Below are 25191 nucleotides of genomic sequence, written 5' to 3' on the forward strand. Positions count from 1 at the left end.
TGAAACCTAATTTGATACCAAGGTATCTAATTGGATTATCATCAACGAGTGCCCACACAGATTGATAGGTCTATATTATTAAAGAGCTCACCTAACCAACTTGCCGCCTTAGCGCCTCGTCGTTAGGGGTGCGTATAATACGCTTTCCGACTTGAGAGTCAAGCGTTTTTTCAAACTTCTTTTCTCTCTTTTCAACTCGTCGTGTGACTTTCGTCTCACTCCGTGTCGGTGGATGCGCAGTATAGGGAACTGAGAAATGAGTACAAGCATTTTTTGCAAAAAGAAACTCAACCGAACAAATAACAAACACTATGTATACTTGTTCAGCACCCCCCCCCCCCTTTTTTCGTATCCACACCCTTTATTCTTACAAAAAAGCTATCACTTACCTAAATAAATACGACTTGTTTCTTTGCAATTTCTGTTGCTGTTCTCGCTTTCTGCGCCGTTTTCTCGCCTCCTACTCTTACAAGCAATAAAAAAGAGCAGAACGATAACGAACTGCTCTTTGGTCTTTGCTTTTACTTGGGGTATTTCAGGTGAAATCTTGGAAATATGTTTCTTCTATATATAAAAGAAAAGATCAGAGCTTCCTTGCTCTACTTTTTTCGACAGATTAACTAGGGATACCTATAAATGTCGTAATGATTAAATGGCGCCTGAACTCATATGATCGGAGCATGCTTGCATTCTCAATGGCGTCATCTTCGATAAAGAACTTAGTTCTTCAATACTTTTACAGTGTAGCTACCATCTTTTTGTTAGTATAAACAGTGGGTATCGGTTTCGAAGACTGGGTAATGCGCACCGATCTCAAAAAGCATCTCTAGGAAGTCCAGCACAGGACGAGACTCTTGAGTCTATCTATATAAACATTCACTATAGGATTCACTTGCCCAGTCTAAATCACCATTAAACTCAGCATGCTTACCACGAGTCACGTAGTTCCTGGTTCAAATGGCTATTGGTCAGCGCATATTGGCGACTGAACAATACTTAAAACCCAGTCATTGATTTGCAAATAGACTCCAACCATGTATGAAAACTCTCGTATCTAACAGACAGCTTCGCTTTAGGAATAAGTGAGACTACGCATTCTTTCAGTCGACTAAAAATAGGGTTATAGGTGGGAAAACGGCCTGGACCTAGAAAAGCAAGCCGCCAAAAGTGCAAACTTAGGTTAAGAGCTTAGAAAATCGAGGCTACTCTAACGCAGCCAGAATAGAACAATGACTTGCATCATCGTTCGTATGACCACAACATGCGTCATTAATTTTCTTTAATGCAGAGCGAATTTTGGTCAGTTCATGAATCTTCTCATCAATCAGCTTTAACTTAGCAGAAGTGATGGCTTTAACCTCTGCACAGCTGTGTTCTGTCGCTTCTAATTTAATTCCCAGCAGCTCTTTGATTTCCTCTAAACTCAACCCTAACTCCTTGGCTTTGAGAATAAAGCGAACCTGCTTTTGATTCTCTTCATTATATAAGCGATAGCCCGACTCACTATGCCCTGCGGGTTTAATGAGTGCATTTTTCTCATAGAAACGTAATGTATCTGCAGTCACACCACAGCGTTTCGCCAGTTCACCTATCTGAAACATAACTTTCCTTATTAACTATCTCGTTACTTTTAACGCCAAAGAACGAGGTTTTTACAATTACTTTTGAGATGCCAAACGATTGCGCGAGCTTTTTTGTAATAAATTGGTTAGAATACACACCATCAAATAGTGGCGATAGCTTTCCCACTCAAAAGCTATCTGCAAAGGTCTTTACCAAAACTGGCCAATATTTTACCCCAAGAGGTAAAAACAAGTTCATTTTTGGCAAACATCTTTAACTCCGTGAATTTGAGGAAAATGGAAGCATGAACAACGCTCACCCTATTCGCCGTGCGCTTATCAGCGTATCAGACAAAACAGGTATTGTTGAGTTTGCACAAGCTCTTGCTGAGCGCGGTGTCGATATCCTATCTACTGGCGGTACAGCTCGTCTACTTGCAGAGCAAGGCATCACAGTGACTGAAGTCTCTGACTACACTGGTTTCCCAGAAATGATGGACGGCCGCGTTAAGACGCTTCACCCAAAAGTTCACGGTGGTGTACTGGGTCGCCGTGGTCAAGATGATGACGTGATGGAAAAACACGGCATCAACCCAATCGATATGGTGGTCGTCAACCTATACCCGTTCGCAGAAACCGTTGCTAAAGAAGGCTGCACGCTGGCTGATGCGGTTGAAAACATTGATATCGGTGGTCCAACGATGGTTCGCTCTGCAGCGAAAAACCACAAAGATGTCACTATCGTGGTTAACGCTTGTGATTACAACCGCGTCATTACAGAGATGGATGCGAACAACAAATCTCTTACGCTAGAAACACGTTTCGACCTAGCTATCGCAGCTTTTGAGCACACAGCAGCTTACGATGGCATGATCGCAAATTACTTCGGTACTATGGTTCCTGGCTACGGCGAGAACAAAGAAGGTGACAAAGAGAGCAAATTCCCTCGCACATTCAACCAACAGTTCGAGAAAAAGCAAGACATGCGCTACGGTGAGAACAGCCACCAAGCGGCAGCTTTCTATGTAGAAGCAAACCCACAAGAAGCGTCTGTTTCAACCGCTCGCCAAATCCAAGGTAAAGCGCTTTCTTACAACAACATCGCTGATACTGATGCTGCACTTGAGTGTGTGAAAGAGTTCAACGAGCCAGCCTGTGTGATCGTTAAACACGCGAACCCATGTGGTGTTGCTCTGGGTAAAGACATCCTAGAAGCTTACAACCGCGCTTACCAAACAGACCCAACATCCGCATTCGGTGGCATCATTGCATTCAACCAAGAGCTAGATGCAAAAACAGCAACCGCTATCGTTGAGCGCCAATTCGTTGAAGTGATCATCGCCCCTTCTGTGTCTGTGGAAGCGATTGAAGTGGTTGCAGCTAAGAAAAACGTACGTCTACTTGAGTGTGGCAAATGGTCAACTAAGACAACAGGCTTAGACGTGAAGCGTGTTAATGGCGGTCTACTGGTTCAAGACCGTGATCAAGGCATGGTGAGCCTAGATGACCTGAAAGTCGTTTCTAAGCGCCAACCAACCGAAGAAGAGCTGAAAGATGCCCTATTCTGCTGGAAGGTCGCGAAATTCGTTAAATCAAATGCGATTGTTTACGCGAAAGGTGATATGACTATTGGTGTAGGCGCAGGCCAAATGAGCCGCGTTTACTCAGCGAAAATTGCAGGTATCAAAGCCGCAGATGAAGGTTTAGAAGTTGCAGGTAGCGTTATGGCCTCTGATGCGTTCTTCCCATTCCGTGATGGTATCGACGCGGCTGCAGAAGCGGGTATTAAGTGTGTGATTCAGCCTGGTGGATCTATGCGTGATGACGAAGTTATCGCAGCAGCAGACGAACATGGCATGGCGATGATCTTTACAGGTATGCGTCACTTCCGCCACTAATTAGTTTTTGGTCCTCCCCCTTGCTAAGGGGGAGTTAGAGGGGGTCTGTTGTGCGCATGCGACTTACCCCACCCAACCTCCCCTTAATAAGGGGAGGAGCGAAATCAAAGGAAATATTATGAATATTCTAGTCATTGGTTCAGGCGGTCGTGAACACGCACTAGGTTGGAAAGCGGCGCAAAACCCAAATGTTGAGACTATCTTCATTGCTCCGGGCAACGCAGGGACAGCGCTAGAGCCTAAACTAGAGAACGTAAACATCGCCGTGGAAGACATTGCAGGCTTGGTTGCTTTCGCCAAAGAGAAAGCCATTGAACTGACTATCGTGGGTCCTGAAGCGCCGCTGGTTATCGGAGTGGTGGATGCTTTCCGTGAAGCCGGTCTACCGATCTTTGGCCCGACACAAGCAGCAGCGCAGCTTGAAGGCTCTAAAGCGTTTACTAAAGACTTCCTTGCTCGCCACCAAATCCCGACGGGTGCATACGCGAACTTCACTGAAATCGAACCTGCCCTTGCTTACGTACGTGAACAAGGTGCGCCGATTGTGGTAAAAGCTGACGGCCTTGCTGCTGGTAAAGGCGTGATAGTGGCGATGACACTTGAAGAAGCTGAAGACGCAATCAAAGACATGCTAGCGGGCAACGCCTTTGGTGATGCAGGCAGCCGCGTGGTTATCGAAGAGTTCCTCGATGGCGAAGAAGCAAGCTTCATCGTGATGGTGGATGGTGAGAACGTTCTGCCAATGGCCACCAGCCAAGACCACAAACGCGTCGGCGACAAAGATACTGGTCCTAACACGGGCGGCATGGGCGCTTACTCTCCAGCACCTGTGGTAACACCAGAAATCCATAATCGCATCATGGAAGAAGTCATTTACCCGACCGTACGTGGCATGGCTTCAGAAGGTAACCCATACACAGGTTTCCTATACGCAGGGCTGATGATCGACAAAGACGGCACGCCGAAAGTGATCGAGTACAACTGTCGCTTCGGAGATCCTGAAACACAGCCGATCATGATGCGTATGGAATCGGATCTGGTTGAGCTATGCCTTGCCGCTATCGACGAAAAGTTGGATCAAGTGGAATCGAAATGGGATCCACGTGCCTCTATTGGCATCGTGCTAGCCGCTGGCGGCTACCCTGCAGCGTACAACAAGGGCGACGTGATTTCTGGCCTACCACAACTTGAGATGGAAGGCGAGAAGGTCTTTCACGCGGGTACAGACAGCAAAGCTGGCGACATTGTGACAAACGGCGGTCGTGTACTTTGTGCTACGGCACTGGGCCACAGCGTATCAGAAGCGCAACAACGTGCTTACGAGCTGGCAAAACAGATCAGTTGGAATGGCATGTTCCATCGTAACGATATTGGCTACCGTGCTATCGCACGTGAGCAAGAAAAATAAAAACAACTTCAGTTGGCTTAAAAGACAAAGGGCGCGTTAAGCGCCTTTTTTTATTTGTTTGAATCGACTCTCACTAAGAATGAGCTTACTCAGAGATAAGTTTTGGTCGTTGTACACAATCAAAGTCATCATCATTGAGCATCAGCAATTCATCAACGGTTGCAGTATTACGCGACTCTTTACCGAGAAACGCAATGTAACTATCAACTGAAGCCAATCTATCAATCACAAACTTAGGCAACGTCTGGTTAAACTCCAACGTTGTAAACTCACGCCCTTTACAGGTTTCGAAGGTTTCACCATCCCAATAACCTTGAATCAGGCTCTGACCGTCACGAGATTGGTCATTGATTGAAGCAACCACATCGTTCGCTTCTGTCTTGTAACGATCTAGCTGATCACGCTGCAAAGGTAGCACTTTCCCGTTCACACGGTATTGCTGGTAAATCGCATCACCATCTTTATTAAATCGAATGTGGATTTGAAAAGGCACCAATTCTTGTTTAGCACCGAGTTGCTCACCTTTTCGAATCAACTCTCTTAACTCACCATCATCCCAACGATAATCACTCTGATACGAGCCGTAATCACCCATAGTCACGTGGTCTGCTGCCGTACTAACGCGCGTAAGACGTTCAGTCATCCAGTACATACTGGTGACATCACCCATGATTTTCCCACCAGAGAAATGGGTAAACTGATCAAGATTTGGGGTTTCAACGGAAGCACAGCCAACAAGAGTGAGGCTTGATAGGAGAAATGAAGTGAGTAAATGTTTTTTCATGAAATTGCACCGAGGCAGAATACCTCGGTGCATTTTAACTTAGTTTACTGATTCTTTCAGCGCTTTACCGGCTACGAATGCAGGTACATTAGCTGCTGCGATTTGAATCTCGTCACCAGTCTTAGGATTACGACCAGTACGTGCAGCGCGGTGGTTTACTTTGAATGTACCAAAACCAATTAGTTGAACTTGGTCACCCTCTTTAAGAGCGCCAGTAACACCCTCAAGAGTTGCTTCAAGAGCAGCTTTAGCTTGTGCTTTAGATAGGTCTGCTTTCTCTGCAATAAAGTCGATTAATTGGGTCTTGTTCATTAGGTTTCCCTTCTCATATGTTATCGAATTCGTCTCACTCTAAAGCATAAATGCCCCATCTGGCAAAGGTTTGTAAGCGATCTTTCGATTTTCTGGCGCACTTTTAGCCATAATATGAGTAATAACTCACAATTTGTTACTACTTGCTTAAGGAAAGCACTTGCTTTCTAATGCAATAAAACCGATTTATATGGCAATTTTGCGGTTATAATTGCCGTAAATACCGACTATCACACTACATTCAAGGGCACCTATGCTGCTGTTATCCATTTATATCTCTATTGCTATCGGCGTTTCATTTATCTGTTCGGTGCTGGAAGCGGTACTACTGAGTATCAGTCCGAGCTACATTGCACAGCTCAGACAACAGGGACACCCTGCTTCAGTTCAACTAGAGAAGCTCAAGGCAGATATTGACCGCCCACTGGCTTCAATCCTAACTCTAAACACTATCGCACACACGATTGGTGCAGCCACAGCAGGTGCACAAGCAGCAGTGGTATTTGGTAGTGAAGCGCTAGGTATCTTCTCTGCGGTACTAACGCTAGCCATCCTAGTTCTATCTGAAATCGTACCTAAAACGATTGGTGCGACTTACTGGCGCCAACTTGCACCAGCAGCAGCAGTCGCACTACGTTGGATGGTTTGGGCACTAACGCCATTCGTATGGTTCTCTGAGCAAATCACTAAGCGCCTTGCTCGCAACCACGAAGCACCAAAGATGCGTGATGAACTGTCTGCGATGGCGCTTCTAGCAAAAGAAAGTGGTGAGTTTGCAGAAGGTGAATCCAAAATCCTGAGCAACTTACTTGGCATTCAAGATGTGCCAGTAACGCAGGTCATGACACCACGTCCGGTGGTATTCCGCGTCGATGCAACGATGTCGATCAACGCGTTTCTAGATCAGCACAAAGAGACACCTTTCTCCCGTCCACTGGTTTACAGTGAGCAAACTGATAACATCGTTGGTTTTGTCCACCGTTTAGAGCTGTTCAAGCTGCAACAATCTGGCAGTGGTGAAAAACAACTTGGTGCGGTAATGCGCCCAATTCAAGTCGTACTGAACAACACGACCTTACCAAGAGTCTTTGATCAGATGATGAGCCACCGTCTGCAGTTGGCGTTAGTGGTTGACGAATATGGCACTATCCAGGGCCTAGTGACGCTAGAGGATATCTTTGAGCACCTGTTGGGTGAAGAGATCATCGATGAAGCGGATAAGAGCACAGACATGCAAGAGCTGGCTTACCAACGCTGGGAAAACTGGAAAGAGCAGCACGGCGTGATCGAAAGCCGCGATGACGATGAAGACGAAGAGCTGGAGAAGCAGGCCAAAGAGCAAGAAGCTCAAGAAGCGAAAAAATCGGACTCAAAAGACGTGTAAGCGCGCTTGATACACCAAAAGCAAAAAGGCATCCCGTTGGATGCCTTTTTCATCAAACCAAAATTAAAGTGCGATTCCGATGTTACTCACGGCTTCATCTCGCAGTTCTTCGCGTAAATCCTTTATCAAACTGATATCGCGCTCTTCCGCTTCGCGTAATGGACGGAAGATAGCCCACTGAACGTCCCACTCTTCACACACCGCTTGGTTTTCTTTTTGATTGTCGTTGGTGATTGGCTCACGGCCTTGTGCTTGCTCTAGGTCAGCAACGGTTTGTACCGACTGTTGGCTCACTTTAAGCATTGAATCGAAAAGGTAGTCGCGATCCAACAGACCATGCAGCAGTGTAGACAGTGCCTGACACGCATCCATCGCAGGGTATACGCCGTAGAAGTCATATTCATCCGCACTTGGGAACAACTCTTCCAGTTTCTCTAATTGACGTTCGAAGTTCACTTTCGCGTTCTTAACCGTCAGAATTTCCCATACACTATCAAGAATCGCTCGGTAAGCACGTGGTTCAGCAAATTCTGTATTCTCACAAAACATCGCATAGTTTGGATACATGCGTTCACACAGACACGCCATGAAGGTAATTTGTTGCCAAGGTTCTAGTTTTTCCAAACGAACCTGAAGAGGATTCTTAAGCATAGTCACTCAATCATTGAAGAAAAAGACAGCGAAAGTGTACTTGATTCATCACAGGGAAAAAAGTTAATGCAGCGTCCAAATCAGATTTTCCTGCTCTCAGAGCACCGCGACACCTACGAAACGTTATTGGCAGAGAAAAAGCTGCCCGAATTTGACATTACGGAGATCCCTCACGATGCTCAGATCGTGCTAGCTGATCCTCCTCTGCTATCACAAAGGTTAGACGAGTTTTCGCAGCTTGAGTGGGTGCAATCCACATTTGCAGGGGTGAATGCCTTAATATCGCCGGATTTGCGCCAAGATTATACCCTGACGAATGTACGTGGTATTTTTGGGCCTTTGATTGCCGAGTACGTCATTGGGTATTGCATCTCGCACTACCGCCACTTTATGCGCTACCACCAGCAACAGCAGAACAGGCACTGGCAATCGCATCTGTATACTTCTCTGCAAAGTAAAACCATGGTGATTCTCGGTACGGGCAGTATCGGTAGCCATTTGGGGAAAGCGGCGCAATTATTGGGAATGAAGACCATTGGCGTAAACCGCACTGGGATCCCTACCTCTGGGTACGAGTTCAACCAGACATTTCATGTCAATGAGCTCGCCAGTGCGCTTCATCAAGCAGATATCGTGGTCAACACCTTGCCCAGCACACCAGACACTCGACGCTTACTCAATAATGAAGTGCTAAGTCACCTCAACCACGCATTGCTATTCAATGTCGGACGAGGCGATGTAATTGATGATGTAGGTCTGTTGCTCGCATTAAAAAACGGCTGGGTTGAGCATGCATTCTTGGATGTGTTTGAACAGGAACCGCTTTCACCCCAACACCTATTCTGGAGGCTCCCTCAAGTGACCATCACGCCACATATCGCCGCTTTAAGTTTCCCAGAGCAGGTGGTCGAGATTTTTGCTAACAACTATTTGAACTGGCGAGATGGCCTCTCTCTCAATAATCAGGTGAATTTCGATAAAGGGTATTAACCGTCTTATGTCTTTAGAAACACTGTTACAGCAAGTTCGCACGTGCCAGATCTGCGCCGATGATTTACCTCTTGGTGCTAACCCTGTTGTGCAAGCAGGGAAAGGCGCACGCATCCTCATCATTGGTCAAGCGCCGGGGACGCAGGTGCATAAGACCTCGATTCCTTGGAATGACCCAAGCGGTGATCGGTTACGCCGATGGCTCGATGTCGACACAGGCGTTTTCTACGATCCAAACAAAATTGCCATCGTCCCAATGGGCTTCTGTTATCCGGGTAAAGGTCACTCCGGAGATTTGCCCCCTCGCAAAGAATGCGCGCCCACCTGGCATAAAAAGATTCTCGAACAATTGCCCAATATAGAGCTGACTTTGTTGATTGGTCAGTATTCGCAACAGTACTACCTCACAGGCAAGCCAAAGACTCTCACGCAAACCGTTCTGCAATGGCAAGATTGGGAACCAGATTTTATCCCGCTCCCCCACCCTTCTCCGCGCAATACATTGTGGCTAAAGAAGAACCCTTGGTTTGAATCAGACGTTGTGCCATACCTTAAAAAACGAGTGCACTCGATGCTTTAGGTTACCTATGATCTAATTGCTTATTTATCTGTACAAGAAGATTGGCACGTAAACACAACAATAGTAACTGACTGTTTATAAACAATTTTAACGTCCACCACACCGCTTGAATAGTAATTAGATCATAGTAGACCAAATGCTTCTTGAGCTGTACAGGCTTGTATTTCAGGTAAAAAAATACCGGCACTGAATGCCGGTATTTGATTTCAAAAAGTCGAGATTATTTATGGTATGGCTTAGATAGCTCGTGTACCGCTTCAACAAACACGCCTGCGTTTTCTGGCGGAACGTCCAAATGGATACCGTGACCTAGGTTGAACACGTGACCAGTACCAGTATCACCAAAGCCTTCTAGGATACCCGCAACTTCTTCACGGATACGCTCTGGTGAAGCGTAAAGCATGGATGGGTCCATGTTGCCCTGCAGTGCCACTTTATCGCCGATACGCGCTTTCGCGTCTGCAATGTTGATTGTCCAGTCTAGGCCAACTGCATCACAGCCTGTTGCTGCGATTTGCTCAAGCCACATGCCACCGTTCTTAGTGAAGAGTGTTATTGGTACGCGACGACCGTCGTTTTCACGAATCAGACCATCAACAATCTTGTGCATGTATTGCAGTGAGAACAGGTTGTAATCACGAGGCGTCAGTACGCCACCCCATGTATCAAATACCATCACCGATTGTGCACCCGCTTTGATTTGTGCATTTAGGTATTCGATAACGCTGTCTGCTAGCTTATCTAGAAGTAGGTGCAGAGTTTGCGGTTCTGCGTACATCATCTTCTTGATCTTAGTGAAGGCTTTAGAGCTGCCACCTTCAACCATGTAAGTCGCCAGTGTCCAAGGACTGCCAGAGAAACCAATCAGTGGAACGTCACCGTTCAAGTCTTTGCGGATTTGACGCACGGCGTTCATTACGTATTGCAGTTCACCCTCAGGATCTGGAATACCGATCTTTTCAACGTCCGCTTTGCAGGTGATTGGCTTATCAAATACAGGGCCTTCACCCGTTTCAAAGCGTAAGCCTAGACCCATTGCATCTGGAATAGTCAGGATGTCAGAGAACAAGATCGCGGCATCAAGAGGAAAACGGCGTAGTGGTTGAAGCGTTACTTCTGATGCCAGCTCCGCGTTCTTACACAAAGACATAAAATCACCCGCTTGTGCGCGAGTTGCTTTGTATTCTGGTAGGTAACGACCCGCCTGACGCATCATCCATACAGGCGTGTAATCTACTGGCTCTTTTAGAAGGGCACGCAGATAACGATCATTTTTTAATTCAGTCATTCCGTAATTCCAATTGTTAGGCTTTCTTTGAAAGGAGGTATTCTACCACTGATTTAAGGCCAATAGCTGTGTGCTTTGCAACCTGGATCAAGTTATTAACTTTTAAATCAATGCTTAATTTGCACCCAATCAGTATCAGTGTTAAAAATTTGTTCGCTAGCGAAAACTACAATTATAAACTGAGTACCCTGTACCCAGTATCTCATAACGACATCTTACTTACCCCCTCCCTCTCGGAGGGTTTTTTTTATCTACTTTCAGTCAATTAGACTCTATATCTTGCAGCGTTTGTTCGATAAGTGCTCGTGCGATCGTTCCTTGTGGTGCGACAGGTGGCAACTCACCTACGCTAAACCACTGCGCATCAGACAATTCAGTGTAATCAGGGTTCAACTCACCAGAGTCGTAATCGGCTAAGAATGCCATCATCATACTGGATGGGAATGCCCATGGTTGGCTGCCAAAGTAACGAATATTCTTAACATGAATTCCCGTTTCTTCACACACTTCACGGGCAACACACGCCTCTAGCGTCTCACCCACCTCTAAAAAACCAGCAATCACGGTATACATCCCATTGGGGTGTCTTGGGTGCTGGGCCAACAAGATCTGGTTATCTTTGCGTACAGCGACAATAATACAAGGGAAAATACGCGGATAGTGCAAAGTACGGCACTCGCCACACTGCATCGCCAATTGATTGTTATTGAGGAAATTACGACCGCCACATTGAGGGCAAAAACGCAAACTCTGGGTCAAGTGACCATATTGAACGGCTTTACTGATCAACAAAAACAGAGATTCAGGAAAGTGCAAACAATCTCGCAGCGAAGTTAAAGGTAGGTCGTGATCAAGATCGGATACATTCACCCACATTACCGGAGCGTTTTGATATTCACCTATTTGCCTTGCACTGCATTCTGGCAGTGATAACTGCTCTGCGGAACCAAAAGGAATAGCACTTTCCACTAGCCAAACATCACTTCCCGCGACAACACACCAATAGGCGTTTTTCATATGACTTACTTTACCTTTTCTTAACATTACCACGTCCCTTTGCTTGAAGTTCATTCATTTTACTGGCAATCTAATTTCATACCAGAGTTTGTCGTTCGCCAAATTTGCGACTATAAATTCTCGTAAGGACAAGAGTTTGTAATCACTTTACTCACTTTGCTTTGCAAAGGATACATGCACCCACAGGGTGATAAGATCATGAGGGCATGGTCATGCTAAAAAAATTCAAACAAACACAGGACCAATGGGGTGGCTCAAGCGAGGTCATCGATCATTGGTTGGAAACCAGACAGTCTTTGATTGTCGAATATTGCAAGCTTGCTGCACTGCAACCGTGTTCAAAAACCAACGTCATTGAACTCCCCTCCCCAGACGAACTACAACACTTCTGTCAACATCTCGTCGACTATATCTCAGAAGGCCACTTCAAAATCTATGACATGGTGATGGGCAAATGGAAAGCGACGGGGTTTGTCGCGACCGATGAGATTAACCAAACTTACGGTAAGATTGTTCTCACTACCGAACCACTGCTAAATTTTACTGATAAATATTCAGATGTTTCCGTTGAGGATGAGTTAGTCGATTTCGATTCAGACATGTCTTTGATTGGGGAAATTATTGAAACGCGCTTTGAAGTAGAAGATCACTTAATCCAATTAATTGCGGACAGCTTGTCAATGCCACCGGGGGCATAGCGAGAAACGAGAAGCGAGAAGCGAGAAATTCTTGAGGGTTGGCTTGTGTTCGTCAGCCCTTTTTGTTTTTCGGGGTTCAGCTCTATTTTATCTGTTTAGAAACAAGTCCTATCAACATTTCTTCCAACTGACTTATCACTATTACCTCTCGTTTCCTCAAGCGAAGCATTCTCGTTTTCAAAGCTTAATATTCTAGCATTCGCTTCACAAAAACAAAAAAGGCACCCGAGGGTGCCTTTTCTTTTAAGCTCTTAACGATTACTCGTCAGAAGAGAAACCAGCGTTTAGAAGTGCTGCTAGGTTATCTGTTGCTTGTTCAGCAGATGGACCTTCTTGCGCTTCCGCACGTCGGTTTTGACGCTCTTGGTGGTATGCGAAACCAGTACCAGCTGGGATCAAACGACCAACAATTACGTTCTCTTTCAGACCACGTAGGTCATCACGCTTACCAGAAACCGCAGCTTCTGTTAGTACGCGAGTTGTCTCCTGGAACGATGCCGCAGAGATGAACGACTCAGTCGCCAGAGATGCTTTAGTGATACCTAGTAGCTCACGTTCGAAACGTGCTGGCTCTTTGCCTTCTGCTTCTAGTTCACGGTTAGCAATCTTAACTTGTGAGTATTCAACTTGCTCACCAGGTAGGAACTCAGAGTCACCAGCGTGAGTAATTGTACACTTACGTAGCATCTGACGAACGATAGTCTCAATGTGCTTATCGTTAATCTTAACGCCTTGCAGACGGTAAACTTCCTGTACTTCGTTCGCAATGTACTGAGTTACCGCATGTACGCCACGTAGACGTAGAATGTCATGTGGAGTCTCTGGACCGTCGGCAATAACATCGCCACGTTCAACACGCTCACCTTCGAACACGTTTAATTGACGATGCTTAGGTACCATCTCTTCGTAAGTGTCGCCACTGTCACGAGTGATAACGAGACGACGCTTACCTTTGGTCTCTTTACCGAAGCTTACTGTACCTGTGTGCTCAGCAAGAATCGCAGGCTCTTTAGGCTTACGTGCTTCGAACAAGTCAGCTACGCGTGGAAGACCACCGGTGATATCTTTGTTACCACCAGATTTTTGTGGAATACGTGCTAGCGTATCACCCACACCAACTTCTGCGCCATCAACGATGTTCACGATCGCTTTACCAGGTAGGAAGTAATGTGCTGGCATATCAGTACCAGGGATCATCACGTCGTTACCTTGCTCATCAACAAGTTTGATAGCTGGACGCATATCTTTACCTGCTGCTGGGCGAGCTGCCGGGTCAGTTACTTCGCTTGAAGATAGACCAGTTAGGTCATCTGTTTGACGAGAAACTGTTACGCCATCGATCATGTCTACAAACTGGATGCGACCTGCCACTTCAGTGATGATTGGCATGGTGTGCGCTTCCCAGTTCGCAACAACTTCACCAGCGGTTACTGCATCGTTATCCGCTTTGCTTAGCGTCGAACCGTAAGGAAGTTTGTGCTTCTCTTTAGTACGACCGAATTCATCAATGATAGTTAGCTCAGATGCACGAGACGTGATTACTAGCTTCTTATCTTTGTTGATTACGAACTTAGCGTTGTGCAGCTTAACGGTACCCGTTGTCTTCGCTTGGATGCTGTTCTCTGCTGCTGCAGTAGATGCCGCACCACCGATGTGGAACGTACGCATCGTTAGCTGTGTACCTGGTTCACCGATAGACTGAGCAGCGATAACGCCCACTGCTTCACCTTGGTTCACTAGGTGGCCACGTGCTAGGTCACGACCGTAACACTGTGCACAACAACCGAAGTCAGAGTCACAAGTAACAACAGAGCGTACGCGCATGCTGTCTACTGAGTTCTCTTCCATGATCTGACACCACTTCTCATCAATTAGAGTATTACGTGGGATCAGAACTTCTTCAGTACCTGGCTTAAGAACGTCTTCTGCAACAACACGACCTAGAGCAAGTTCAGTTAGTGCAACTTTAACATCACCACCCTCGATATGAGGCATCATGTCAACACCTTCTACGGTGCCACAGTCATGTTCGGTTACTACAACATCTTGAGCTACGTCTACTAGACGACGAGTTAGGTAACCCGAGTTCGCTGTTTTCAGTGCCGTATCCGCAAGACCCTTACGAGCACCGTGCGTTGAGATAAAGTACTGAAGTACGTTTAGACCTTCTTTAAAGTTCGCTGTGATCGGCGTTTCGATGATCGAACCATCTGGACGCGCCATCAGACCACGCATACCCGCTAGCTGACGAATCTGTGCTGCAGAACCACGAGCGCCCGAGTCAGCCATCATGTAGATGCTGTTGAATGACTCTTGTTGCTCTTCTTCGCCATCGCGGTTGATAACCGTTTCAGACGATAGGTTGGTCATCATCGCTTTCGCAACGCGATCGTTGGTCGATGCCCAAATATCGATCACTTTGTTGTATCGTTCGCCCGCAGTAACAAGACCAGATTGGTACTGTTCCTGGATTTCACGTACTTCTTCTTCCGCTTCCGCGATTTCAGTGTACTTAGCTGCTGGTACTACCATATCGTCGATACCAACTGATACGCCAGACAGTGCCGCGTATGCGAAACCGGTGTACATGATTTGGTCAGCGAAGATTACTGTGTCTTTCAGACCTAGCTTACGGTATGCCTCGTTAAGTAGGTTAGAGATTTGTTTCTTACCTAGTTTTTGGTTAACGATGCTGAACGGTAGGCCAGATGGCACGATTTGCCATAGCATTGCACGACCGATAGTGGTGTCCACCATCTTAGTCTCTGTTGTGCTGTTGCCATCTTCGTCTACAACGGTTTCTGTAATACGTACTTTAACGCGTGCGTGAAGCTCAGCGGTCTTAGTGCGGTATGCTTTCTCAGCCTCTGCTGGGCCAGAAAGGTACATGCCTTCACCTTTCACGTTGATCTTGTCACGAGTCATGTAGTACAGACCCAATACAACGTCCTGAGAAGGTACGATGATCGGATCACCTGACGCTGGCGACAGAATGTTGTTTGTCGACATCATCAGAGTACGAGCTTCAAGCTGTGCCTCTAGAGTTAGAGGTACGTGAACCGCCATTTGGTCACCATCGAAGTCCGCGTTGTATGCCGCACACACTAGTGGGTGTAGCTGAATCGCTTTACCTTCGATTAGTACTGGTTCGAACGCCTGGATACCTAGACGGTGAAGTGTCGGTGCACGGTTCAATAGTACTGGGTGTTCACGGATTACTTCGTCTAGGATATCCCAAACAACCGCTTCTTCACGCTCTACCATCTTTTTAGCAGCTTTGATTGTAGTCGCAAGACCACGAGTCTCTAGCTTGCTGTAGATGAATGGTTTGAACAGCTCAAGTGCCATCTTCTTAGGAAGACCACACTGGTGTAGACGAAGGTATGGACCTACTGTGATTACAGAACGGCCAGAGTAGTCTACACGTTTACCTAGAAGGTTCTGACGGAAACGACCTTGTTTACCCTTGATCATATCAGCAAGAGATTTCAGAGGACGCTTGTTAGAACCTGTGATCGCACGACCGCGACGACCGTTATCTAGTAGCGCATCGACAGACTCTTGCAGCATACGTTTTTCGTTACGTACGATGATGTCCGGAGCCGCTAGCTCTAGAAGACGCTTCAAACGGTTGTTACGGTTGATCACGCGACGGTATAGGTCGTTTAGATCAGAAGTCGCAAAGCGACCGCCATCTAGTGGTACTAGAGGACGTAGATCTGGCGGAAGTACTGGAAGTACAGTTAGGATCATCCACTCTGGGTTGTTACCCGAAGTAATGAACGCTTCTACCAGTTTAAGACGCTTAGTTACTTTCTTACGCTTAGTTTCAGAGTTAGTCGTTTCTAGCTCTTCGCGCATTTGTTCCGCTTCAGCGTGCATATCCATAGAACCTAGTAGGTCCTTGATAGCTTCTGCACCCATCTTAGCAGTGAACTCGTCACCCCACTCTTCTAGGCGATCCAGATACTCTTCTTCAGTAAGCATCTGAGATTTTTCTAGATCCGTCATACCCGGTTCAGTTACTACGTACATTTCGAAGTAAAGAACACGCTCGATATCACGTAGAGGGATATCCATTAGTAGACCGATACGAGACGGTAGCGATTTTAGGAACCAGATGTGAGCTACTGGTGAAGCAAGTTCGATGTGGCCCATACGGTCACGACGTACTTTAGTTTGTGTAACTTCTACACCACACTTCTCACAGATAACACCACGGTGCTTCAAGCGCTTGTATTTACCACAAAGACATTCGTAGTCTTTTACTGGACCAAAGATACGCGCACAGAACAGACCATCGCGTTCAGGTTTGAACGTACGATAGTTGATCGTTTCAGGTTTTTTAACTTCACCGAAAGACCATGAACGGATCATGTCTGGTGAAGATAGACCGATTTTGATTGCATCAAACTCTTCGGTCTTATGCTGTGCTTTTAGAAAGTTTAATAAGTCTTTCACAATCAGCTCCTGTAAGGAGTTAAAAGGAGCTCACTCGCTAAAGTGAGCACCTTCTACCAAATAATCGCTTTTGATTCTCTCGACTTTCATCAAGAGAGAAAGAGATTACTCTTCGTCTTCTAGCTCGATGTTGATACCTAGCGAGCGAATCTCTTTCAACAATACGTTGAACGATTCTGGCATACCAGGTTCCATGCTGTGGTTACCGTCTACGATGTTTTTGTACATCTTAGTACGGCCGTTAACGTCATCAGACTTAACCGTTAGCATTTCTTGTAGAGTGTAAGCTGCACCATATGCTTCTAGTGCCCATACTTCCATCTCACCGAAACGCTGACCACCGAACTGAGCTTTACCACCAAGTGGTTGCTGAGTTACTAGGCTGTACGAACCAGTTGAACGAGCGTGCATCTTGTCATCAACAAGGTGGTTTAGTTTCAGCATGTACATGTAACCTACTGTTACAGGACGCTCAAACTCATCACCAGTACGACCATCAAACAGTTTTAGCTGACCAGATGTTGGTAGGTCTGCTAACTCTAGAAGTGCCTTAATTGACGCTTCTGGAGCACCGTCGAACACAGGCGTTGCGATCGGTAGACCGCCACGTAGGTTCTTGATCAGAGTACGTACTTCGTCATCAGATAGAGAAGCAATGTCTACTTTCTGGCGAGTATCACCTAGATCGTAAACTTTTTGTAGGAACTCGCGGAATTTCGCTAGTTCTTGCTGCTCTTTAACCATCTGAGTGATCTTGTCACCGATACCTTTCGCTGCCAGACCTAAGTGTACTTCTAGGATCTGACCGATGTTCATACGCGATGGTACACCCAGTGGGTTAAGTACGATGTCTACAGGCTGACCTTTTTCATCGTATGGCATGTCTTCAACAGGGTTGATCTTAGAGATTACACCCTTGTTACCGTGACGACCCGCCATCTTATCACCAGGTTGGATACGACGTTTAACCGCTAGGTAAACCTTAACGATCTTCAGTACGCCAGGTGCTAGATCATCACCTTGAGTGATCTTACGACGCTTAGTTTCGAATTTCTTATCGAAATCGGCTTTCAGCTCGTCGTACTGCTCTGCTAATTGCTCTAGCTGAGTTTGTAGCGCATCATCTTCTAGCGTTAGTTCTAGCCACTTCTTACGATCAGTCGTGTCTAGTTTCGCTTCAGAGTAACCACCCTCGATCAATACAGCACGAACACGGTTTAGAAGGCCACCCTCAAGAATCTGGAATTCTTCAGTTAGGTCTTTCTTCGCTTCTTTAAGCTGCATTTGCTCGATTTCAAGCGCACGCTTGTCTTTCTCTACGCCATCGCGAGTAAAGACTTGAACGTCGATAATCGTACCTGATACAGAGTTAGGTACACGTAGTGAAGTATCTTTAACGTCAGATGCTTTTTCACCAAAGATTGCACGTAGTAGCTTCTCTTCAGGAGTCAGCTGAGTTTCACCTTTAGGCGTTACTTTACCAACTAGGATGTCGCCACCCTTAACTTCTGCACCGATGTAAACGATACCTGACTCGTCTAGTTTAGACAGAGCAGATTCACCTACGTTTGGAATATCCGCTGTGATCTCTTCAGAGCCCAGCTTAGTATCACGCGCCACACAAGTCAGTTCTTGAATGTGGATAGTCGTGAAACGGTCTTCTTGAACTACGCGCTCAGATACTAAGATCGAGTCTTCGAAGTTGTAACCATTCCAAGGCATGAACGCGATACGCATGTTTTGACCAAGCGCTAGCTCACCTAGGTCTGTTGAAGGACCATCAGCAAGAACATCACCGCGTGATACAGGTTCACCTGGCATCACACATGGGCGCTGGTTAATACATGTGTTCTGGTTAGAACGTGTGTATTTAGTCAGGTTGTAGATGTCGATACCAGCTTCACCTGGTACTAGCTCTTCTTCGTTCACTTTAACAACGATACGAGAAGCATCTACTGACTGGATTACACCACCACGTTTAGCAACTGCAGTTACACCTGAGTCAACGGCTACGTTACGTTCAATACCAGTACCAACAAGCGGCTTATCCGCACGTAGTGTTGGAACGGCCTGACGTTGCATGTTCGCACCCATCAATGCACGGTTCGCATCATCGTGTTCTAGGAACGGGATAAGCGATGCAGCGATAGATACAACCTGGTTTGTCGCAACGTCCATGTACTGAGCGTGCTCACGAGGGTGTAGGCCAGATTCACCTTTCTGACGAGCTGTGATTAGCTCATCTGCAAAAGTACCTTCTTCAGTTAGCGCGGCGTTAGCCTGTGCGATAACGAATTGGCCTTCCTCGATTGCAGATAGGTAATCTACTTCGTCTGTTACTACGCCATCTACTACGCGGCGGTATGGTGTCTCTAGGAAACCGTACTCGTTACAACGCGCAAACGCAGATAGAGAGTTAATCAGACCGATGTTTGGACCTTCCGGCGTTTCGATTGGACATAGACGGCCGTAGTGAGTTACGTGTACGTCTCGAACTTCGAAGCCAGCGCGTTCACGAGTTAGACCGCCAGGACCCAATGCAGAAATACGACGTTTGTGCGTTACTTCTGATAACGGGTTGTTTTGGTCCATGAACTGTGAAAGCTGTGAAGAGCCAAAGAATTCTTTAACCGCAGCAGAGATTGGTTTCGCGTTGATCAGGTCTTGAGGCATGATTGCATCAAGATCGCCTAAGCTTAGACGCTCTTTAACCGCACGTTCAACACGTACTAGACCTACACGGAACTGGTTCTCAGCCATTTCGCCTACAGAGCGGATACGACGGTTGCCTAGGTGGTCGATATCGTCCACTTCGCCTTTACCGTTACGGATCGCGATCAGCTTCTTCATCACTTCAACGATATCTTGCTCGTCAAGTGTGCCTTGCTCTAGTGCATCTTCACGCTCGATTGAGCTGTTGAACTTCATACGACCAACAGTTGATAGATCGTAACGCTCTTCTGAGAAGAATAGGCTTTCGAATAGTGCTTCTGCAGCTTCTTTCGTTGGTGGCTCACCAGGGCGCATCATGCGGTAGATTTCTACCAATGCAGAAATACGATCAACTGTACTGTCGATACGTAGTGTTTCTGACATGAATGGACCGTGGTCTAGATCGTTCGTAAATAGAACTTCTAGTGCTTTGTGGCCAGCCTGAGATAGGTTCGCTAGTGCTTCCAGGCTGATTTCCTGGTTAGCATTAACAATGATCTCGCCAGTTGCTTCGTTGATGTAATCTTTAGATGCAACTTTACCAACGATGTACTCAACTGGTACTTCGATGTGATCAACGCCATCTTTTTCTAGTTGGCGGATATGACGAGCTGTTACACGGCGACCTTGCTCAACGTAAGTGGTTCCGTTCGCTTCGATGTCGAATGACGCAGTTTCACCACGTAGACGATCTGGAACCAACTCCATTAGAAGAGTTTGGTCTTTCACTTCGAAGTTCACTTTCTCGAAGAAGATATCTAAAATTTCTTCAGTCGATTTACCTAGTGCACGAAGGATGATCGATGCAGGTAGTTTACGGCGACGGTCGATACGAACGTATAGGTTATCCTTAGGATCGAACTCGAAATCAAGCCACGAACCACGGTAAGGAATTACACGTGCGTTGTATAGAACTTTACCTGAAGAGTGGGTCTTACCCTTATCGCTGTCGAAGAACACGCCTGGGCTTCGGTGCAGCTGGGATACGATAACCCTCTCGGTACCATTAATTACGAAGGTACCATTATCTGTCATAAGCGGAATTTCGCCCATGTAGACTTCTTGTTCTTTAATGTCTTTTACAGTACCTGCTGGCGCGTCTTTATCAAAGATCACTAGACGCAGTTTTACGCGTAGTGGCTTTGAGTAAGTTACACCGCGGATTTGACATTCTTTAACGTCAAAAACTGGCTCACCAAGACGGTAGCTAACGTATTGCAGCTCAGAATTGCCGTTGTAGCTCTGAATTGGGAATACAGAACGGAAAGCAGCTTCAAGACCGTATTGACCTTCAGGATCCTGTTCGATAAATTTGTCGAACGAATCGAGCTGGATCGATAGCAGGTATGGAATGTCCAAAACTTGTGGACGAGTACCAAAGTCCTTACGGATGCGCTTTTTCTCGGTATAAGAGTAAACCATGGGGTTCCTCAGCTCGCTGATAAGTGACCCAAACTGTCCGCCCGCTCCTAGTTACTTAAGGGGGGTAAGGGACAGTGACTAAATAGCTGTTTACTGTAGTGACGCTTCATCTCGTCTGAATGAAACGCTTTTTGCATGGATATCAGGCGCTTAAACAGCGGGAAAATTCGCCCATACCCTACAGCGCAAAAAGGCCGGTGGTTAAATAACCACCAGCCAATAGCCGTTAGGCTAAGAAATTAAGTAATAATTACTTAACTTCAACAACCGCACCAGCTTCTTCTAGCTGAGCTTTAAGAGCGTCAGCTTCAGCTTTGTCAACACCTTCTTTAAGAGGTGCTGGAGCGCCGTCTACTAGAGCTTTAGCTTCTTTAAGGCCTAGACCTGTTGCGCCACGTACTGCTTTGATTACAGCAACTTTGTTAGCGCCAGCAGAAGTTAGGATTACGTCAAATTCAGTTTGCTCTTCAACAGCTGCTGCTGCTGCGCCGCCTGCTACAACTGCAGCTGCAGCAGTAACACCGAATTTCTCTTCCATAGCTTCGATTAGTTCAACAACTTGCATTACAGACATTTCTGCAACTGCGTCTAGGATTTGCTCGTTAGTAATAGACATAACAATTCTCTTTTAAGTCAACAATAAGTTTATTTTGCAACCAGTAAAAAGCAAGGCTTAAGCCGCTGCTTCTTCTTTTTGATCGCGGATAGCAGCGATAGTACGTACCAGCTTGCCAGCTGAAGCTTCTTTCATGCACATCATTAGGCGTGCAATTGCTTCGTCGTAAGTTGGTAGTGTTGCTAGTACTTCAGCGTCAGTTAATGCGCCTTCAAATGCAGCAGCTTTGATCTCGAAAGCTTTGTTCTCTTTAGCGAAGTCTTTGAAAAGACGCGCCGCAGCACCTGGGTGCTCGTTAGAGAATGCGATCAGAGTAGGACCTGTGAAAGTGTCTGTTAGACACTCGTAGTCTGTACCTTGTACCGCACGACGTGCAAGTGTGTTACGAACAACTCTCATGTAAACGCCAGCTTCACGAGCTTGTTTACGTAGAGAAGTCATTGCGCCAACTTGAACGCCACGAGAATCAGCTACAACTGCAGAAAGTGCACCACTGGCAGCTTCGTTGACTTCAGCAACAATTGCTTTTTTGTCTTGAAGGTTTAAAGCCATCTTGGATTTACTCCTGGTTGTCGTTACACCACTCACTATTATCACAACAGTGAGAGCTATTGAGGTGCATTCCCAGAAGAAAGTTAACTATTTACATAGAGCTTTCTGTCAGTTCGGGCACCATCTACGTAGGATAATTAAGCCTATTATTAAAACAGACACCTACGGTCTTGGACGGAGACTGGGTCTTAATTTACTTCAAACTAGTTAATAGTTTGAAGAACCAAAGTTCAGCCCCAACCACAAATATTAGGCGCAAAATTATACACAAATTTCGCGCCTAAGCAAATAAATTATGCTTGAGTGTTCAGGCTAGCCTGATCAACAGCAACACCAGCACCCATAGTAGTAGAGATGCTTACTTTCTTCAGGAAAGTACCTTTCGCTGAAGATGGCTTAGCTTTCTTCAGAGCAACTAGAAGTGCTTCTAGGTTCTCTTTGATCTGCTCTGCAGAGAAGTTTGCTTTACCGATAGTAGTGTGGATGATGCCGTTTTTGTCGTTACGGTAACGAACCTGACCAGCTTTAGCGTTCTTAACTGCTTCAGCAACGTTAGGAGTTACAGTACCAACTTTAGGGTTTGGCATTAGACCGCGAGGACCTAGGATTGTACCTAGTTGACCTACAACGCGCATTGCATCTGGAGAAGCAACAACTACGTCGAAGTTCATTTCGCCTTTCTTAACTAGCTCAGCTAGATCTTCCATACCAACGATGTCTGCGCCAGCTTCTTTAGCTGCTTCAGCGTTTGCACCTTGAGTGAACACTGCTACGCGGATGTCGCGGCCAGTACCGTGAGGTAGTACAGTTGCACCACGTACGTTCTGGTCAGATTTACGAGCATCGATGCCTAGGTTAACAGCAACGTCGATAGACTCAACAAATTTAGCAGTTGCTAGTTCTTGAAGAAGAGCTACAGCTTCGTTGATTTCGTATTCTTTAGTTACGTCAACTTTTTCGCGGATTACGCGCATGCGCTTAGTTAGTTTAGCCATCTTATTAACCCTCTACCACTAGGCCCATTGAACGAGCAGTACCAGCGATTGAACGCTTCATTGCTTCGATGTCAGCACCAGTCATATCAGCAGCTTTAGTTTCTGCGATTTCTTGGATTTGAGCGTCAGTTACTGTACCCACTTTTTCAGTGTTTGGACGACCTGAACCAGACTTAAGACCAGCAGCCTTCAGAAGAAGAGTCGCAGCCGGTGGAGTCTTAGTTACGAATGTGAAAGAACGGTCGCTGTATACAGTGATAACAACTGGAGTCGGTAGACCTTTCTCTAGAGATTCTGTTTTTGCGTTAAACGCTTTACAGAATTCCATGATGTTAACACCGTGTTGACCTAGTGCAGGACCAACTGGTGGACTTGGGTTCGCCATACCAGCTGCAACTTGTAGCTTGATGTAAGCTTCAACTTTCTTAGCCATGATTTTTCCTAAAGTTTGGGTTCAAACGCTAATCAACTGATCAGCTCCCCGATTACATAAAAACTTTTTACTTCACGAGAAGTAAAAAGGCGCGAAATTATAGTCATAATTCGCGCCTTAGACAACCCTTAAAAAGGTGTTTTTTTAATCAAGTTTTTCAACCTGACCAAAATCAAGCTCAACTGGTGTTGCACGACCAAAAATCGACACAGACACTTTCAGGCGGCTTTTCTCGTAATCCACTTCTTCAACAGTACCATTGAAGTCAGCAAATGGACCTTCGTTAACACGTACCACTTCACCCGCTTCGTACATAGTACGTGGGCGAGGAGCTTCACTTGCTTTCTCAAGACGATTAAGAATCGCATCAGCTTCTTTATCTGTGATAGGTGCTGGACGGTCTGAGGTACCACCAATGAAGCCCATGACACGCGGCACACTGCGTACTAGGTGCCATGATTCATCGTTCATAATCATCTGAACAAGGACGTAACCAGGGAAGAACTTACGCTCAGATTTACGACGCTGACCAGCGCGCATTTCCACTACTTCTTCAGTAGGAACCAGTACTTCACCGAATAGCTCTTCCATGCTGTGCATTTTGATATGCTCGCGCAGAGATTGAGCTACACGGCCTTCAAATCCAGAGAAGGCTTGAACCACATACCAGCGTTTTTTTGGAGCTTCACTCATGAATTAAAACCCTCTATACCCCAGTTGCTAGAGCTACTAGACGAACCATAATGCCGTCAATACCCCAAAGCACTAGAGCCATTACAATACTTACAGCTAAAACGATCAGTGTTGTTTGCATGGTTTCTTGGCGAGTAGGCCAAACTACCTTACGAACTTCCATACGAGATTCTTTTGCAAAACTGATCGCTGCTTTACCTTTAGTCGTTGTTGCTGCAACGCCTAAGGCAGCTGCAATAAGAACAACAACGCCTGCAGCGCGAACCACTACAGACATTTCACCATACAGGTAATTACCCACAACAGCGGCCGCTGCTAATACAAAAGCGGCAATCCACTTAAACGTATCTGCTGCGTTCGAGCTATCAGGAGTTTCAGCATTATTTGCTTTCATAAACCAACCTGTCACAAGTCTTACTATAGACGACAACAACCCCGCTGTTGCAGGGCAAACTCCATATCGCTGAAAAAAAATTCAGCGTTACTCCTTAAGATTAAACTACTCAGCCTAATCTTGGTCTGCTCTCAACCAAATTCTGAACAAGAAAACAGCTAAAAAAAAGTTGAGTGCAGAAAAAGGGCATCAAATGATGCCCTTTTTGCTACTGGTTCGTCAAATCTAATTCAAGATTTTCCGAAGACATCCAACAATTCCCTAAAGAATTATTCGAAGATCTTAGCAACAACACCAGCACCTACAGTACGGCCACCTTCACGGATAGCGAAACGTAGACC

21 protein-coding genes are annotated in these 25191 nt (G+C 46.0%); 6 read left to right on the top strand and 15 right to left on the bottom strand.

Annotation, left to right across the window (positions count from 1 at the left end):
• Window positions 1–1202: 1202 nt before the first annotated feature.
• On the bottom strand, window positions 1203–1601 hold the full coding sequence (zntR, locus tag ACVA54_RS18570) for a Zn(2+)-responsive transcriptional regulator (RefSeq protein WP_099081098.1): 399 nt from the start codon (window positions 1599–1601) through the stop codon (window positions 1203–1205).
• 266 nt (window positions 1602–1867) lie between these two features.
• Here zntR and purH point away from each other — a divergent pair, with 266 nt between their 5' ends.
• Together purH and purD are read left to right on the top strand one after the other, a co-directional pair.
• Window positions 1868–3460, top strand: coding sequence for a bifunctional phosphoribosylaminoimidazolecarboxamide formyltransferase/IMP cyclohydrolase (gene purH / locus ACVA54_RS18575; RefSeq protein ID WP_446581805.1), 1593 nt, complete (start codon window positions 1868–1870; stop codon window positions 3458–3460).
• A 118-nt stretch (window positions 3461–3578) separates the two neighbouring features.
• Window positions 3579–4868, top strand: a complete 1290-nt coding sequence (gene purD / locus ACVA54_RS18580) for a phosphoribosylamine--glycine ligase (protein WP_446581803.1) — start codon at window positions 3579–3581, stop codon at window positions 4866–4868.
• Between the two features lie 85 nt (window positions 4869–4953).
• On the opposite strand, the gene ACVA54_RS18585 is transcribed toward purD, so the two are convergent.
• On the bottom strand, window positions 4954–5652 hold the full coding sequence (locus tag ACVA54_RS18585) for a DUF1481 domain-containing protein (RefSeq protein WP_182852761.1): 699 nt from the start codon (window positions 5650–5652) through the stop codon (window positions 4954–4956).
• A 39-nt stretch (window positions 5653–5691) separates the two neighbouring features.
• Window positions 5692–5964 carry a nucleoid-associated protein HU-alpha gene (gene hupA, locus ACVA54_RS18590; RefSeq protein ID WP_005433627.1) on the bottom strand — a complete coding sequence of 91 codons (273 nt, stop codon included), beginning with the start codon at window positions 5962–5964 and terminating at the stop codon, window positions 5692–5694.
• Window positions 5965–6217: 253 nt separating this feature from the next.
• On the opposite strand from hupA, the gene ACVA54_RS18595 reads away from it, so the two are divergent.
• On the top strand, window positions 6218–7348 hold the full coding sequence (locus ACVA54_RS18595; protein ID WP_446649840.1) for a CNNM domain-containing protein: 1131 nt from the start codon (window positions 6218–6220) through the stop codon (window positions 7346–7348).
• A gap of 63 nt (window positions 7349–7411) precedes the next feature.
• Here ACVA54_RS18595 and ACVA54_RS18600 read toward each other — a convergent pair whose 3' ends face one another.
• On the bottom strand, window positions 7412–7999 hold the full coding sequence (locus ACVA54_RS18600; RefSeq protein ID WP_099081093.1) for a YjaG family protein: 588 nt from the start codon (window positions 7997–7999) through the stop codon (window positions 7412–7414).
• Window positions 8000–8065: 66 nt separating this feature from the next.
• Between ACVA54_RS18600 and ACVA54_RS18605 the strand changes: the two genes are divergently transcribed.
• Complete coding sequence (locus tag ACVA54_RS18605) at window positions 8066–8989, top strand: D-2-hydroxyacid dehydrogenase (RefSeq protein ID WP_446649841.1); 924 nt, start codon at window positions 8066–8068, stop codon at window positions 8987–8989.
• Window positions 8990–8996: 7 nt separating this feature from the next.
• Window positions 8997–9569 carry a uracil-DNA glycosylase family protein gene (locus tag ACVA54_RS18610; protein WP_446581798.1) on the top strand — a complete coding sequence of 191 codons (573 nt, stop codon included), beginning with the start codon at window positions 8997–8999 and terminating at the stop codon, window positions 9567–9569.
• 220 nt (window positions 9570–9789) lie between these two features.
• On the opposite strand, the gene hemE is transcribed toward ACVA54_RS18610, so the two are convergent.
• Together hemE and nudC are read right to left on the bottom strand one after the other, a co-directional pair.
• The gene (gene hemE, locus ACVA54_RS18615) at window positions 9790–10857 is read right to left on the bottom strand and encodes a uroporphyrinogen decarboxylase (RefSeq protein WP_099081090.1); all 1068 of its coding nucleotides are present in this window, start codon (window positions 10855–10857) and stop codon (window positions 9790–9792) included.
• Window positions 10858–11118: 261 nt separating this feature from the next.
• Window positions 11119–11901, bottom strand: coding sequence for an NAD(+) diphosphatase (gene nudC, locus ACVA54_RS18620; RefSeq protein WP_099081089.1), 783 nt, complete (start codon window positions 11899–11901; stop codon window positions 11119–11121).
• A 179-nt stretch (window positions 11902–12080) separates the two neighbouring features.
• On the opposite strand from nudC, the gene rsd reads away from it, so the two are divergent.
• Window positions 12081–12572 (top strand): sigma D regulator, encoded by a 492-nt coding sequence (gene rsd / locus ACVA54_RS18625; protein WP_099081088.1) that lies wholly within the window; start codon window positions 12081–12083, stop codon window positions 12570–12572.
• A gap of 258 nt (window positions 12573–12830) precedes the next feature.
• Here the strand turns inward: rsd and rpoC are convergent, their stop codons facing one another.
• The 9 genes from rpoC to ACVA54_RS18670 all read right to left on the bottom strand — a co-directional run.
• Window positions 12831–17033, bottom strand: coding sequence for a DNA-directed RNA polymerase subunit beta' (rpoC, locus tag ACVA54_RS18630; RefSeq protein WP_099081087.1), 4203 nt, complete (start codon window positions 17031–17033; stop codon window positions 12831–12833).
• Between the two features lie 105 nt (window positions 17034–17138).
• The gene (rpoB, locus tag ACVA54_RS18635; protein WP_099081086.1) at window positions 17139–21167 is read right to left on the bottom strand and encodes a DNA-directed RNA polymerase subunit beta; all 4029 of its coding nucleotides are present in this window, start codon (window positions 21165–21167) and stop codon (window positions 17139–17141) included.
• Between the two features lie 250 nt (window positions 21168–21417).
• Window positions 21418–21783: a 50S ribosomal protein L7/L12 gene (gene rplL, locus ACVA54_RS18640; protein WP_099081085.1), complete on the bottom strand. Its 366-nt coding sequence runs from the start codon at window positions 21781–21783 to the stop codon at window positions 21418–21420.
• 57 nt (window positions 21784–21840) lie between these two features.
• A complete protein-coding gene (gene rplJ, locus ACVA54_RS18645; RefSeq protein ID WP_099081084.1) occupies window positions 21841–22335 on the bottom strand; it encodes a 50S ribosomal protein L10 in 495 nt (164 codons plus the stop codon).
• A gap of 293 nt (window positions 22336–22628) precedes the next feature.
• Window positions 22629–23330: a 50S ribosomal protein L1 gene (gene rplA, locus ACVA54_RS18650; protein WP_099081083.1), complete on the bottom strand. Its 702-nt coding sequence runs from the start codon at window positions 23328–23330 to the stop codon at window positions 22629–22631.
• 4 nt (window positions 23331–23334) lie between these two features.
• Window positions 23335–23763, bottom strand: a complete 429-nt coding sequence (rplK, locus tag ACVA54_RS18655) for a 50S ribosomal protein L11 (protein ID WP_099081082.1) — start codon at window positions 23761–23763, stop codon at window positions 23335–23337.
• 144 nt (window positions 23764–23907) lie between these two features.
• Window positions 23908–24456, bottom strand: coding sequence for a transcription termination/antitermination protein NusG (gene nusG, locus ACVA54_RS18660; protein ID WP_099081081.1), 549 nt, complete (start codon window positions 24454–24456; stop codon window positions 23908–23910).
• 13 nt (window positions 24457–24469) lie between these two features.
• The gene (secE, locus tag ACVA54_RS18665; protein WP_005440549.1) at window positions 24470–24850 is read right to left on the bottom strand and encodes a preprotein translocase subunit SecE; all 381 of its coding nucleotides are present in this window, start codon (window positions 24848–24850) and stop codon (window positions 24470–24472) included.
• A 269-nt stretch (window positions 24851–25119) separates the two neighbouring features.
• The coding region (locus tag ACVA54_RS18670) for an EF-Tu C-terminal domain-related protein (protein ID WP_446581627.1) at window positions 25120–25191 on the bottom strand (72 nt) is incomplete at its 5' end.

The sequence above is a fragment of the Vibrio sp. PNB23_22_6 genome, from assembly GCF_052877535.1.